The organism is Aeromonas sp. 19NY04SH05-1, from assembly GCF_040581895.1.
Lineage (GTDB): Bacteria > Pseudomonadota > Gammaproteobacteria > Enterobacterales > Aeromonadaceae > Aeromonas > Aeromonas enteropelogenes.
Map to the genome: position 1 here is coordinate 1284892 of NZ_CP095328.1, position 12467 is coordinate 1297358.

The 12467-nt window shown below is 61.4% G+C and carries 13 protein-coding genes; all 13 read left to right on the forward strand.

The window, feature by feature from the left end; all coding sequences use genetic code 11:
- Positions 1 to 18: 18 nt before the first annotated feature.
- The 13 genes from fliH (at position 19) to flhA (ending at position 12462) form a co-directional block, all read left to right on the forward strand.
- Positions 19 to 822, forward strand: a complete 804-nt coding sequence (gene fliH, locus MRK42_RS06090) for a flagellar assembly protein FliH (RefSeq protein ID WP_354688921.1) — start codon at positions 19 to 21, stop codon at positions 820 to 822.
- Between the two features lie 56 nt (positions 823 to 878).
- The gene (gene fliI, locus MRK42_RS06095; RefSeq protein ID WP_354688922.1) at positions 879 to 2210 is read left to right on the forward strand and encodes a flagellar protein export ATPase FliI; all 1332 of its coding nucleotides are present in this window, start codon (positions 879 to 881) and stop codon (positions 2208 to 2210) included.
- A 25-nt stretch (positions 2211 to 2235) separates the two neighbouring features.
- Complete coding sequence (gene fliJ, locus MRK42_RS06100; protein WP_026456074.1) at positions 2236 to 2676, forward strand: flagellar export protein FliJ; 441 nt, start codon at positions 2236 to 2238, stop codon at positions 2674 to 2676.
- Between the two features lie 66 nt (positions 2677 to 2742).
- Entirely contained in the window at positions 2743 to 4707 is a 1965-nt protein-coding gene (locus MRK42_RS06105) for a flagellar hook-length control protein FliK (protein WP_354688923.1), read from the forward strand.
- 57 nt (positions 4708 to 4764) lie between these two features.
- Positions 4765 to 5286, forward strand: a complete 522-nt coding sequence (gene fliL, locus MRK42_RS06110) for a flagellar basal body-associated protein FliL (RefSeq protein ID WP_354688924.1) — start codon at positions 4765 to 4767, stop codon at positions 5284 to 5286.
- A 7-nt stretch (positions 5287 to 5293) separates the two neighbouring features.
- The gene (gene fliM / locus MRK42_RS06115) at positions 5294 to 6364 is read left to right on the forward strand and encodes a flagellar motor switch protein FliM (protein WP_042024822.1); all 1071 of its coding nucleotides are present in this window, start codon (positions 5294 to 5296) and stop codon (positions 6362 to 6364) included.
- 49 nt (positions 6365 to 6413) lie between these two features.
- Complete coding sequence (fliN, locus tag MRK42_RS06120; protein ID WP_011705280.1) at positions 6414 to 6806, forward strand: flagellar motor switch protein FliN; 393 nt, start codon at positions 6414 to 6416, stop codon at positions 6804 to 6806.
- Positions 6807 to 6918: 112 nt separating this feature from the next.
- Positions 6919 to 7302 (forward strand): flagellar biosynthetic protein FliO, encoded by a 384-nt coding sequence (gene fliO, locus MRK42_RS06125; RefSeq protein ID WP_042024823.1) that lies wholly within the window; start codon positions 6919 to 6921, stop codon positions 7300 to 7302.
- The gene (gene fliP, locus MRK42_RS06130) at positions 7289 to 8038 is read left to right on the forward strand and encodes a flagellar type III secretion system pore protein FliP (protein WP_042024824.1); all 750 of its coding nucleotides are present in this window, start codon (positions 7289 to 7291) and stop codon (positions 8036 to 8038) included. Before fliO ends, fliP begins: the two co-directional genes overlap by 14 nt.
- 27 nt (positions 8039 to 8065) lie before the next feature.
- Positions 8066 to 8335 carry a flagellar biosynthesis protein FliQ gene (fliQ, locus tag MRK42_RS06135; protein WP_026457793.1) on the forward strand — a complete coding sequence of 90 codons (270 nt, stop codon included), beginning with the start codon at positions 8066 to 8068 and terminating at the stop codon, positions 8333 to 8335.
- Positions 8332 to 9129 (forward strand): flagellar biosynthetic protein FliR, encoded by a 798-nt coding sequence (gene fliR, locus MRK42_RS06140; RefSeq protein WP_354688925.1) that lies wholly within the window; start codon positions 8332 to 8334, stop codon positions 9127 to 9129. The genes fliQ and fliR overlap by 4 nt, the downstream gene beginning before the upstream one ends.
- Positions 9122 to 10252 (forward strand): flagellar biosynthesis protein FlhB, encoded by a 1131-nt coding sequence (flhB, locus tag MRK42_RS06145; protein ID WP_026457795.1) that lies wholly within the window; start codon positions 9122 to 9124, stop codon positions 10250 to 10252. Before fliR ends, flhB begins: the two co-directional genes overlap by 8 nt.
- 107 nt (positions 10253 to 10359) lie before the next feature.
- Positions 10360 to 12462, forward strand: a complete 2103-nt coding sequence (flhA, locus tag MRK42_RS06150; RefSeq protein ID WP_042072158.1) for a flagellar biosynthesis protein FlhA — start codon at positions 10360 to 10362, stop codon at positions 12460 to 12462.
- Positions 12463 to 12467: the final 5 nt, after the last annotated feature.

Sequence of the window (12467 nt, forward strand, 5' to 3'; positions counted from 1 at the left end):
GAGGAGCGCTGCTGAAAGATGAACAACAAACTGCGTGGCTATGTGCGCCCGGACAACGATAACACCCAGGTAGAGACCTGGGGTTGGCCCGAGATGGAGGTCGAGTCCGAAGTCGAGACCAATGCGCTGGGACTCTCCCCTGACTGGTACCAGCAGGAAGAGGAGGTGGTGGAGCCGGAGCCCGAACAGGAGCCGACTCCCAGCATCACCGCCGAGGAGCTGGAGGCCATTCGCCAGGCCGCCTGGGAAGAGGGGATGGCCGAAGGGCGTGAGGCGGGATTTGCCAAGGGGCTGGAAGAGGGCAAGCTGGAGGGCTTGCAGCAGGGGCATGCAGCCGGCCTCGAGCAGGGACGTGAGGAGGGGCTGGCCATGGGCCGCGAGCTGGTGGAGCAGGAGATAGCTCACTGGCAGGAACTGGCCTCCCGATTGGCCAATCCCCTGAATGAGCTGGATCAGGCCGTGGAGCAGCAGCTCATCGCCCTGGTACAACAGCTGGCCCGTGCGCTGATCCGCCATGAGGCCGAGACCTCGCCCCGCCTGCTGCTGGAGGCGCTCAAAGAGGGACTGGCCCTGCTGCCCGCCGCCGAGCAGGGGGTCACCCTGATGCTCCATCCCGACGATGTGGTACGGGTCGAGCAGGCGTTCGGGGCCGAAGAGTGCGCCAAGCGCCACTGGCGACTGCAAAGCGATCCCACCCTCTCCCCCGGCGATCTGCAGCTGGCGACCGAACTCTCCAGTATTGATCTGACCCTGGCTGGGCGTATTGATCAGCTGCTGCGCAACTTTCTGCGGGACAATGCATCCCGGGATCCCCATTCATGACAGCGTCCGGGTTGGCTGAAGCCGACCCGGGCGTTTTTCGTATCAGAGGAGGCCAGATGAGCGGCTCGTTGCTCAATCGGTTGCAAGGGTACCGGGTTCGCGATAGCGCGCCCAAACCGCCCGTCGCCGGAAAATTGACCCGGGTGGTGGGGCTGACCCTGGAAGCCATAGGTTGTCGCGCCGCCATCGGGGCCCTCTGTCGCATCGATACCCTGGATGGCACTCTGGAAGCGGAAGTAGTCGGCTTTTCCGGCGATCGCCTCTATCTGATGCCGAGCGAGCAGCTCAAGGGGGTGATCCCGGGAGCCCGTGTGGTGCCCATCATCGAGGAGCACGGCATTCCGGTCGGCATGAACCTGCTCGGCCGGGTCATCGATGGCATCGGCCAGCCCCTCGACGGCCTCGGTCCCATCCTCTCCTCCCACTCGGTGCAGTTCGCCCAGCATCGCATCAACCCGCTTTCCCGCCGTCCCATTCATCAGCCGATGGATGTGGGGGTGCGCGCCATCAACGCCGTGCTGACCGTGGGTCAAGGCCAGCGGATGGGGCTGTTCGCCGGCTCCGGCGTCGGTAAATCCGTGCTGCTCGGCATGATGACCCGTGGCTCGGTGGCGGACGTGGTGGTGGTGGGCCTCATCGGTGAGCGGGGCCGGGAGGTAAAAGAGTTTATCGAGGAGATCTTGGGGGAGGAGGGGCGTGCCCGCTCCGTGGTGGTGGCGGCCCCTGCCGATGCCTCGCCCCTGATGCGCCTCAAGGGGTGCGAGACGGCGCTCGCCATCGCCGAGTATTTTCGCGATCAGGGGCTCAATGTGCTGCTGCTGATGGATTCGCTCACCCGTTATGCCCAGGCCCAGCGCGAGATCGCACTGGCGGTGGGTGAGCCCCCGGCGACCAAGGGGTATCCGCCCTCTGTGTTCGCCAAATTGCCGGCGCTGGTGGAGCGGGCGGGCAACGGCAGCGACGGCCAGGGCTCCATTACGGCGTTTTTTACCGTGCTGACGGAAGGGGACGATCTGCAGGATCCCATCGCCGATGCGGCGCGAGCCATCCTCGATGGCCATATAGTGTTGTCGCGCGAACTCGCCGACTCGGGCCACTATCCGGCCATCGACATCGAGAAATCCATCAGTCGGGTCATGCCCATGGTCACCTCGCCGGAGCACATGGAGCTGGCGCGTACCCTCAAGCAGTTCTACTCCCTCTATCAGCAGAACCGGGATCTCATCACCATCGGCGCCTACAGCCAGGGCTCGGATCCCCGCATCGACCGCGCCATCATCCAGAAACCCTATCTGGATCAGTTCTTGCAGCAGGGCATGCGCGAGGTCATCCACTATGACGATGGCCTGCAAGCCTTGCAGATGGTGGCCATGCCGCTGATGCGCTGACGACGGATGAGGGGAGAGAGCGGCGATGAGTAAAGGGTTGGTGTTGCTGGCCGAACGGCTGGTCGAGGCCGAACAGCAGTGTGCGCTGGCGCTGGTCAAGGCGCAGCAGGATCTGAAGCTGTTCATGGATCAGCAAAACGCCCTCAACCAATACCGCCAGATCTATCACCAGCAGTGGACCGATCGCGGCCTGCAGGGGATCAGCGCCCAGCAAAATACCCAGTATCACGCCTTCATCAACAAGCTCGAACAGGCCGCCACCCAACAGAGCGAAGGGGTGCAGCAGGTGCGCCAGGCGCTGGAGCAGCGGCGGGAAGCCTGGCTGGCGGCCCAGCAGCGGCGCAAGGCGGTGGAGCTGCTGCTGGAGAAGCAGGCCAGCCGCGAGCAGCAGAAGGCCCAGCGTCAGGAGCAGAAGATGCTGGATGAGTACGCCATACTGAGGCGTTTCCATCAATCTGGCCTGTAACTTGCTTTGAACTGAACATTGCCGGTAGCCCTGACGTGGGCACCTCCAGAATTCAGGGATCCCATCATGATGCAGACAGTGTTGACACAGGCGCCTTCGACTCTGACGAATGGCTTGGAAAATGCCTCCCTGAACGGCGTGGCGGAAACCGGCGGCAGCGATGGCGGCAACCCGTCCGGACAGAGAGGGGATTTCGCCACCGAGATCGCCAAGGTTCAGGGGACGGGCTCGGCGCCAGAGCGCGTAAAGAGTGCCCCCGAGGCTTCTTCTTCCCAGACAGCCAAATCTTTGGCGACCGATGAGGTGTCGTCCGAGGTGGAGGCTGCCGGCTCTGACAAACCCGCCAAATCCGATAAATCCGACACGAAAGCAGAGGATCTCCCCGCCAGCGATTTTCTGCTCCGTCTGCAAGACTCCCTCAAGCTCGACACCACCCTGGTCACGGCGCCGGCGGTGCCCTTGCCTGCACAAGTGGTGGCGGAACAAGACGCGGCTATCGACCCCGCTTTTGTGGCGAACGGCAATCTCTTGCCGCAAGAGGGGGAGGGTGACGTGCTGGCCGATAACGACGGGCTCTCGTCATCAGCGGGCAAGCTGGCCCATACCCTGGCTGCCAAAGGCGGCGAGACGGCCCAGTCGGCTTCAAACGCCATGCCTTCCTTGTCGTCAGCCCTGACGGAGGGAAGCCTGCCTACCGCGTCCTTGGCGGATGAAGCCGAGGCTGTGCAGTCCAAGATGGTCCCGGCAGATGAAGGAAAATCCATATTGGCTGATGCCGTATTGGAGGGGGAAGATGACAAGGTCTCTCTCAAGGATGATCCGCGACTTTCTGGTGCCGTGAAAGGGGACAAGCCCCTCTCCGCTCAGGAGCGTCTGGCCCAACTGGCTGGTCGCCTGCCCGGCGAGGAGCAGACGCCTCCCCTGAAGCAGGGTGAGGCGGTGCAGGGGAAAGAGGGCGAAGAGAGCAAGAGCAAACCCGACATTCCCCCCATGGCGAGCAAAGTGCCATCTGCTCAGGCTACGACCCAGCAGGGGCCGGCCGCGGCGGCCAGGGCGTTCGGTGAAGGTATCAAGCAGCCTGATGCCAGCGTACAAGTCAGCGCCTCCGAGGCTCGGAGCAAGGGAGAGGAACCCGCACAGAGTGGCCAGCAGGCCGCACCCGCCAATTCAGCCAACAGTGATGCCAGCGCGGCCAAGGCAGCCAGCGCCGCAGTGCCGAGCAGCCCGGTGGCCGCCAGCGATGCAGGCACCACACCCCCTGTGATGACGGCGTCGCAACAGGTACTGGCTCAGGCTCAACCCCAGGGGCCCCAGGCACCGCTGTCGACCATCTCGGCCGGTATCCAGCAGATGGAGGTGACAGGTAGCAGCGAGCTGCGCAAGGCGATGGCCCAGGAGGTGAAGCAGAAGGTCGCCGAGGCGAGCAAGAGCCGGCCGGGCGCCGCCTCCGCCAGCACTGGCAATGACGCCCAGAGCGTGCAGCCGGGGCAGGGTAGCCAGCCGCAACCCCAGGTAACGGAGAGCAAGGGGCCAACCATGCCGGAGGCCGGCGTGCGCCGTGAGCCGCAATCCTTGCCCCATCTGAACCTGGCCAGCAAGGATGCTCCCGCCGAGCTGCACCAGAAGGTCAATGTGATGCTGGCGGACAAGCTGCAACAGGCGGAGATCCAGCTCGACCCCCTCGGCCTGGGCAAGATGAAGATCCAGATCCAGATCGGGGCCGATAGCCAGGCCAACGTCCATTTTGTGGTACAACATGGTCAGACCCGCGAGATGCTGGAGCAGACCATTCCCCGGCTGCGCGAGATGCTGGCCGGTCAGGGTATCCAGCTCGGTCAGACCCAGGTGCAGCAGCAGGCGCCCCAGCAGGGTCAACAGGGGCAGCAAGGCTTCAGTGGACAGGGTCAGCAGGGCCAACAGGGTGGCCAGTCAGGCGCTTCCGAGGGACAAGGTGGTGTCGAGGTGGCGAGTTCCGGCCGAAGTTTGCTGGCGGAATCGACAAACGGTTCCGGAATTGATTTCTATGCTTGATGCAATCCCGAGTAAGTTTATGATACCGAACAAGTTTGAGACTAGGGTGGACAAGGGATGGCTGACGATAACGAACTGACGCTAAAAGACCCCGCTGCGGGCAAGAAAAAAAAGCTGATCATTATCATTGCCCTGGCCGTCATCTTGCTGGCCGGTGGCGGTGCAGGGGCCTGGTTTATGCTCTCCGGCTCTGACAAACCGGCAGAGGGTGTGCAGAGTGAGCAGGCCGATGGCGCAGCGGCGAAGGATGCGGCGCCCCAACCGTCACTCTATGTCGGTATGCCCCGCCCCTTCGTGTTCAACGTGGCGGGGGCGCAGCGTGATCGACTGGTGCAGATCAAGATCCAGCTGATGGTGCGCGGCACCGCCGACGAGGCCCTGGCCAAGCAACATATTCCACTGATCGAAGGGACCCTGCTGCGGGTCTTCAGTGCCGCACCCGCCGAGCAGTTGATGACCTTCGAAGGCAAGGAGAAGCTGCGCAAGGATTCACTGGAAGAGTGCCGTCGGGTGCTCAATGACCTGGTCTCTTCCCCCGTTATCGAACAAGTGCTGTTTACCGGCTTTGTAATGCAATAGGTGAAGCGTGAGCGATCTGTTAAGTCAGGACGAAATTGATGCCCTCTTGCACGGTGTCGATGATGTCGAAGAGGAAGAGATAGGGGCGGCGGGGGATCCCGGCGTTGCCCAGTTTGACTTCTCCTCCCAGGACCGCATCGTCCGTGGCCGGATGCCGACCCTGGAGCTGGTGAACGAGCGTTTCGCCCGCCATATGCGGATCAGCCTGTTCAACATGATGCGCCGCACCGCCGAGGTCTCCATCAACGGCGTGCAGATGCTGAAATTCGGCGAGTATGTCCACACCCTGTTCGTGCCGACCAGTCTCAACATGGTCCGCTTTCGTCCCCTCAAGGGCACGGCGCTCATCACCATGGAGGCGCGGCTGGTCTTCATCCTGGTGGAGAACTTCTTCGGTGGTGACGGTCGTTACCACGCCAAGATCGAGGGGCGCGAGTTCACCCCGACCGAGCGACGCATCATCCAGATGTTGCTCAAGCTGGTCTTTGAAGATTACAAGGATGCCTGGGCGCCGGTGATGGACGTGGGCTTCGAGTACCTCGACTCCGAGGTGAACCCGGCCATGGCCAACATCGTCAGTCCCACCGAGGTGATCGTAGTGAGCTCGTTCCACATCGAGCTGGACGGCGGCGGTGGCGACTTCCACGTCGCCATGCCCTACTCCATGCTGGAGCCCATCCGCGAGCTGCTCGATGCCGGTGTCCAGAGCGACAAGGGTGACACCGACGTGCGCTGGAGCAAGGCCCTGCGCGACGAGATCATGGACGTCAAGGTGGAGCTGAGGGCCAAGCTGCTGGAGACAGAGCTCACCCTGCGCGAGCTAATGGAGCTGCAGCCCGGTGACATCATTCCGGTGGAGATGCCGGAGAACCTGCTGGTGTTTGTGGAGGATCTGCCCACCTTCCACGCCAAGATGGGTCGCACCAAGGACAACGTGGCGCTCAAGATCACCGACAAGCTCAAACGCCCGGAAGGGGTCAAGACAGAGATGCATCTGGTGACCCGGGGCGGTGTACGCATCGATGGAGAAGCCGAGCTGGAAGAGCTCGAGCGCAGCATCGAAGATCAACAGCCATAATCGGCCCCTGAAGCGATTCAGGGGTCACGAAGTAGCATAAGGAACCAAGATGAGCGGAACTGATGAAGAGGATCTGATGGCGGATGCCTGGGCTGCCGCGCTGGAGGAGCAGGTAACGGCGGAAGCCAAACCGGCCCCCCTCGAGGAGCTGAAGGACGATGCGCCAATCAGTGCCGAGGAGCGGCGCAAGCTCGACACCATTCTGGATATTCCGGTCACCATCGCCATGGAGGTGGGCCGCAGCCAGATCAGCATTCGCAATCTGCTGCAGCTGAACCAGGGCTCCGTAGTGGAGCTGGATCGCGTGGCGGGCGAACCGCTGGACGTGCTGGTCAACGGCACCCTGATCGCTCACGGTGAGGTGGTGGTGGTGAACGACAAGTTCGGTATCCGTCTGACCGATGTCATCAGCCAGATAGAAAGGATCAAGAAGCTCAAATGACAAGATTCATTGTGTCGCCGATATGGGCTCCCCGGATTCTGACCAAGAAGTGCGGCATCCCTTCTGTGTTGGCCGATGCCATCAGCCAGATTGAACGGATCAAGAAACTCAAATGATGCGCCTGCTCCTGTTACTGCTGTTGCCCTTGCCCGCGCTGGCCGACGTCGGGGGGGCGGCCAATCCTCCCAGCCTGAGCTCCTGGCTGCTCTCCAGCCTGATGGTGATCGGCCTCATCCTGGTGCTGGGCTTTCTGCTCAAGAAGAGCAAGATTGCCAACGCCATGGGGGGCGGGCAGATGCGGGTCATCGCCAGCCTGCCGGTCGGCTACAAGGAGAAGCTGATGGTGGTCAAGGTGGGCGAGCAGCAGCTGCTGATCGGGGTCACCCCGCAGCAGGTCAATTTCCTCTATCGTCTGGAGGAGCCGCTGGACGAGAGCCAGCCCCAGGCGTTTTCCCAGCAGCTCGGCAAATTGATGGGCAAGCATGAACAAAGCTAACTGGATCTGGCTGCTGGTCGGCCTGCTGTCACCCCTCGCCATGGCCCAGGATGGCGGCATGTCGGCGGTGACCGTCAAGACCATGGCGGACGGCAGTCAGGAGTACAGCCTGACGCTGCAAGTGCTGGCCTTGATGACGGCGCTCTCCTTCTTGCCGGCCATGGTCATCATGATGACTTCGTTTACCCGCATCGTCGTCGTGCTCGGCATCCTGCGCCAGGCCATCGGTCTGCAGCAGAGCCCCTCCAACCAGGTGTTGATCGGCATCGCCCTGTTCATGTCGTTCTTCATCATGTCGCCGGTGCTGGATCGCATCAACAACGAGGCGCTGCAGCCCTATCTGGCGGAGACCATCCAGGCCAAGGAGGCACTCGAGCGAGCCCAGTTGCCCATCCATCAGTTCATGCTGGCCCAGACCCGGGTCAAGGATCTCAATACCTTCATGGAGATCGCCAACGTCCAGGTGGCCAAGCCCGCCGACGTGCCGCTGCGGGTGCTGATCCCGGCCTTCGTCACCAGCGAGCTCAAGACCGCTTTCCAGATCGGCTTCATGCTGTTCCTGCCGTTTCTGGTCATCGACCTGGTGGTGGCCAGTATCCTGATGGCCATGGGTATGATGATGCTCTCCCCGATGATCGTCTCCCTGCCATTCAAGCTGATGCTGTTCGTCATGGTGGATGGCTGGAACCTCATTCTGGGATCGCTGGCCAACAGCTTCGGACTGGGTGCCGGCTAAGCCGGCCAAGCGCAAGGAGCCCTGCATATGAGTCCGGAAACCTTTGTCGACGTCTTTCGTGAGGCGCTCTGGCTGGTGAACATCATGGTGAGCGCCGTAATCCTGCCCAGCCTGTTCGTTGGCTTGATGGTCGCCATCTTTCAGGCGGCCACCTCCATCAACGAACAGACTCTGAGCTTCCTGCCCCGTCTCATCGTCACCCTGTTTGCCCTGGGGGCGGGGGCTCACTGGGGCCTGCAGAGCCTGATGGACTTCTTTATCCTGATGGTCAGCCAGATCCCCGAGGTGGTGGGATGACCTACACAACCGCTCTTATCATGGAGTGGTTGTCTTCTATCCTTTGGCCACTGGCGCGGGTGAGCAGCCTCCTGATGGTGATGGCGGTGTTCGGCAGTCGCCTGACGCCGGCGCGCGTGCGCATGGGACTGGCGCTGGTCATCACCTTTCTGATCTCGCCGCTACTACCCAAGATGCCACCGGTCGAGCTCTTCTCCGTCGGCAGTTTTCTGGTGCTGGCCCAGCAGCTGCTCATCGGTGTGGCGCTGGGTCTGATGACCCAGTTTCTGATGGAGAGTTTCGTGATGGCCGGCCAGGTCATCGCCATGCAGACCAGCCTGGGTTTTGCCACCCTGGTGGATCCCATGAATGGCCAGTCGGCCCCCGTAGTGGGCCAGTTTTATCTGATGCTGGCGACCCTGGTCTTTCTCGCGGTGGATGGTCATCTCATCATGCTGCGCCTGGTGATCTTGAGTTTCGAGACGCTGCCGGTGTCGGATAGCGGGCTGTCGCTCCCCTCCATCCGGACCCTGATCGGTTTTCTCGGGGTCATGTATCAGGCCTCTCTGGTGATGGCGCTCTCCGCCATCGTTGCGCTGCTCCTCATCAACTTCGCGTTCGGTGTCATGACCCGGGCGGCGCCCCAGCTCAACATTTTCAGCATCGGCTTTGCGGTCAGCATGATGTCGGGTCTGCTGATCCTCTGGCTCACCATCGGCGGCTTCCTCGGTCATTTCGATACCATGTGGGAGAGGGTGCAGGAGGTCAGCTGCGAGCTGATCGGCACCCAGTGTTTCGGAGGCACCCATGGCTGATACCGATCAGGAACGTACCGAACAACCCACGGGCAAACGACTGCAACAAGCCCGTGAAAAAGGGCAGATTGCACGCTCCAAGGAGCTGGGAACCGCCAGCGTGCTGCTGGCGGCCGTGTTCGGATTGCTGATGATCAAGGCTTCCCTGGCGACCGCCATGATCAAGGTGTTGACCATGGGCTTCACCTTGGATCGGGATCAAGCCTTCGATCCCGCGGCCATGATCGCCATGGTGCCGGCCCTGTTGTCGGAATTGATACTTCCCTTGGGGATGCTGTTTGCGCTGGTGGCCATCGCCGCCTTCGTCGGCAACATCTTGATGGGGGGGATGAACTTCTCCACCGAGGCCATGATGCCCAAGTTCAGCAAGCTGAGCCCCATCAACGGCTTCAAGCGGATGTTCGGCGTTCAGTCCCTGATCGAGCTGGTCAAGTCCATCGCCAAGGTGGTCTTCATCAGCCTGTTTGCCTGGTGGATGCTGTCGAGCCAGTTCAACCACCTGCTCAACCTCTCCCTGGAGGGATTCCCCGGCGGCATCATAGATGCGCTGGAGCTGTTTTTGTGGATGCTCATCATCCTCTGCTGCGCCCTCATTCCCATCGTGGCCATCGACGTGCCGTTCCAGCAGTGGAACCACATGCGCCAGCTCAAGATGACCAAGCAAGAGGTGAAGGACGAATTCAAGGACAGCGAAGGCAAGCCCGAGGTGAAGGGGCGGATCCGTCGTCTGCAGATGGAGATGGCGATGCGGCGCATGATGGGGGAGATCCCCAAGGCCGATGTGGTGATCACCAACCCGACCCACTATTCGGTGGCGCTCCAGTATGAGGCGGGCAAGCCCGGTGCAGCGCCCAAGGTGATCGCCAAGGGGACTGACGAGATTGCAATGAAAATTCGGGAAATTGCGCGGGAATACGAAATCCCCATCATGCCCTCTCCCGAACTGACCCGAGCCATCTACCACTCTACCGAGCTCGGGCGCGAGATCCCGGAGGGGTTGTTTGCCGCAGTGGCCCAGGTGCTGGCCTATGTCTTCCAGCTCAAGAAATTCCGCCGTGGCCAGGGGCGTCGTCCGCAACCGCTGGCCAAGGATCTCCCCATCCCGCCTGAATATCGCAAATGACAAACTTCTGACGTCGTCAAAATAAAATCATTCAAAATCAATACATTGAATTGTTGGCTCAATGTTTGCTTTAATTTGCCATCTGCGAGTTGAAATTGAGAATGGCGATGGAATTCAAGGCATCATTGGGCCGCTTAAAAGAGTACAGAGGGCTGCTTGGCAAAGGGTTTGGCACCCCCTTGCTGGTGCTGGCATCCCTTGGCATGGTGGTGCTGCCCATCCCGCCGCTGATGCTGGATATCCTCTTCTCCTTCAACATCGCCCTCTCCATCGTCGTGCTGCTGGTGGCCGTTTATACCCGCCGTCCGCTGGAGTTCGCCGCCTTCCCGACCGTATTGCTGGTAGCCACCCTGTTGCGACTGGCCCTCAACGTCGCCTCCACCCGGGTGGTGCTGCTGGAAGGCCATAACGGCAGCGCGGCGGCCGGTCATGTGATCGAGGCCTTCGGCAACGTGGTGATCGGTGGCAACTATGCGGTCGGCATCATCGTCTTCCTGATCCTCATGATCATCAACTTCGTGGTGGTCACCAAGGGTGCGGGACGGATCTCTGAAGTTAGTGCCCGCTTCACCCTGGATGCCATGCCCGGCAAGCAGATGGCCATCGATGCCGACCTGAACGCCGGCCTTATCAATCAGGAAGAGGCGAAGAAGCGCCGTCAGGAAGTCACCCAGGAAGCGGACTTCTACGGCTCCATGGATGGTGCCTCCAAGTTTGTGAAAGGGGATGCCATCGCGGGCATCATGATCCTCTTCATCAACATCCTGGGTGGTTTCATCATAGGGATGGCCCAGCACAATCTGACCTTCGGCGAATCGGCCGAAATCTATACCCTGCTCGCCATCGGTGATGGCCTGGTTGCCCAGATCCCTTCGCTGCTGCTCTCCATCGCCGCCGCCATTATCGTGACCCGCCAAAATACCGATCAGGACATGGGCACGGCCGTGCTGGGCCAGCTGTTCGATAATCCCAAGGCGCTGATCATCTCTGCCGCCATCCTGCTGATGATGGGCCTGGTGCCCGGTATGCCGCACTTTGCCTTCCTGAGCCTGGGCGGCCTGGCGGCACTGGGGGCCTGGTGGCTGCTGCGTCGCGAGAAGCTGGCTGCGGCCAAGGCGGCCAAGGGCGAGCTGATGCCGGCTAGCGCAGAGCAGCCCCACGAACAGAAAGAGCTGAGTTGGGATGACGTAATGCCGGTGGACATCATCGGTCTCGAGGTGGGTTATCAGCTCATCCCGCTGGTGGATCGCAATCAGGGCGGGGAGCTGCTCAACCGGATCAAGGGGGTGCGCAAGAAGCTCTCCCAAGAGCTGGGCTTTCTGGTGCCGGCGGTACATATTCGCGACAACTTGGATCTGGCGCCCAACCAGTATCGCATTACCCTGATGGGGGTCAGCACCGGCGAGGCCAATGTCTACTATGACAAGGAGATGGCCATCAACCCGGGTCAGGTCTTTGGTCAGGTGCAGGGGATTGCCACCCGGGATCCCGCCTTCGGGCTGGAGGCGGTGTGGGTCGCCAAGGAGCAGGTCTCCCATGCCCAGACCCTGGGCTATACGGTGGTGGATACCGCCACCGTGGTGGCGACGCATCTGAGCCAGATCCTTGCCAACCATGCGGCCCTGCTGCTGGGTCATGACGAGGTGCAACAGCTGCTCGACATGATCGGCAAGCATCAGAGCAAGCTGGTGGAAGGGTTGGTGCCCGAGGTGATCAGCATGGGCAACCTGGTGAAGGTATTGCAGAATTTGCTCAATGAGGGCGTGCCAATTCGCGACATGCGCACTATCCTGCAGACCCTGGTCGAATACGCGCCGCGTAGCCCGGATCCGGAAGTGCTCACGGCCGCCTGCCGGATTGCCCTGCGCCGCCTTATCGTCCAGGAGATTGCCGGTCCCGATCCCGAGCTGCCGGTGATCACCTTGGCTCCAGAGTTGGAACGTATATTGCATCAATCACTGCAGGCAGGTGGTGGTGATGGAGCAGGGATTGAACCTGGCCTGGCGGAGCGGATGCAGCGCTCGCTGGTGGAAGCCACACAACGGCAAGAGCTGGAAGGTCAGCCGGCCGTGCTTCTGACATCGGGGATCTTGCGCAATACCCTGGCCAAATTTGTCAAGAATGCCATTCCTGGATTACGTGTTCTGTCTTATCAGGAAGTGCCTGACGACAAGCAGATTCGCATCGTCAGTGCGGTGGGACAGAACTAGTTAGC

Excerpts from the sequence above, each read along its gene's own strand:
- fliH (WP_354688921.1), top strand. The coding sequence starts at position 19 with ATGAACAACAAACTGCGTGGCTATGTGCGCCCGGACAACGATAACACC.
- fliI (WP_354688922.1), top strand. The coding sequence starts at position 879 with ATGAGCGGCTCGTTGCTCAATCGGTTGCAAGGGTACCGGGTTCGCGAT.
- fliJ (WP_026456074.1), top strand. The coding sequence starts at position 2,236 with ATGAGTAAAGGGTTGGTGTTGCTGGCCGAACGGCTGGTCGAGGCCGAA.
- MRK42_RS06105 (WP_354688923.1), top strand. The coding sequence starts at position 2,743 with ATGATGCAGACAGTGTTGACACAGGCGCCTTCGACTCTGACGAATGGC.
- fliL (WP_354688924.1), top strand. The coding sequence starts at position 4,765 with ATGGCTGACGATAACGAACTGACGCTAAAAGACCCCGCTGCGGGCAAG.
- fliN (WP_011705280.1), top strand. The coding sequence starts at position 6,414 with ATGAGCGGAACTGATGAAGAGGATCTGATGGCGGATGCCTGGGCTGCC.
- fliO (WP_042024823.1), top strand. The coding sequence starts at position 6,919 with ATGATGCGCCTGCTCCTGTTACTGCTGTTGCCCTTGCCCGCGCTGGCC.
- fliP (WP_042024824.1), top strand. The coding sequence starts at position 7,289 with ATGAACAAAGCTAACTGGATCTGGCTGCTGGTCGGCCTGCTGTCACCC.
- fliQ (WP_026457793.1), top strand. The coding sequence starts at position 8,066 with ATGAGTCCGGAAACCTTTGTCGACGTCTTTCGTGAGGCGCTCTGGCTG.
- fliR (WP_354688925.1), top strand. The coding sequence starts at position 8,332 with ATGACCTACACAACCGCTCTTATCATGGAGTGGTTGTCTTCTATCCTT.
- flhB (WP_026457795.1), top strand. The coding sequence starts at position 9,122 with ATGGCTGATACCGATCAGGAACGTACCGAACAACCCACGGGCAAACGA.
- flhA (WP_042072158.1), top strand. The coding sequence starts at position 10,360 with ATGGAATTCAAGGCATCATTGGGCCGCTTAAAAGAGTACAGAGGGCTG.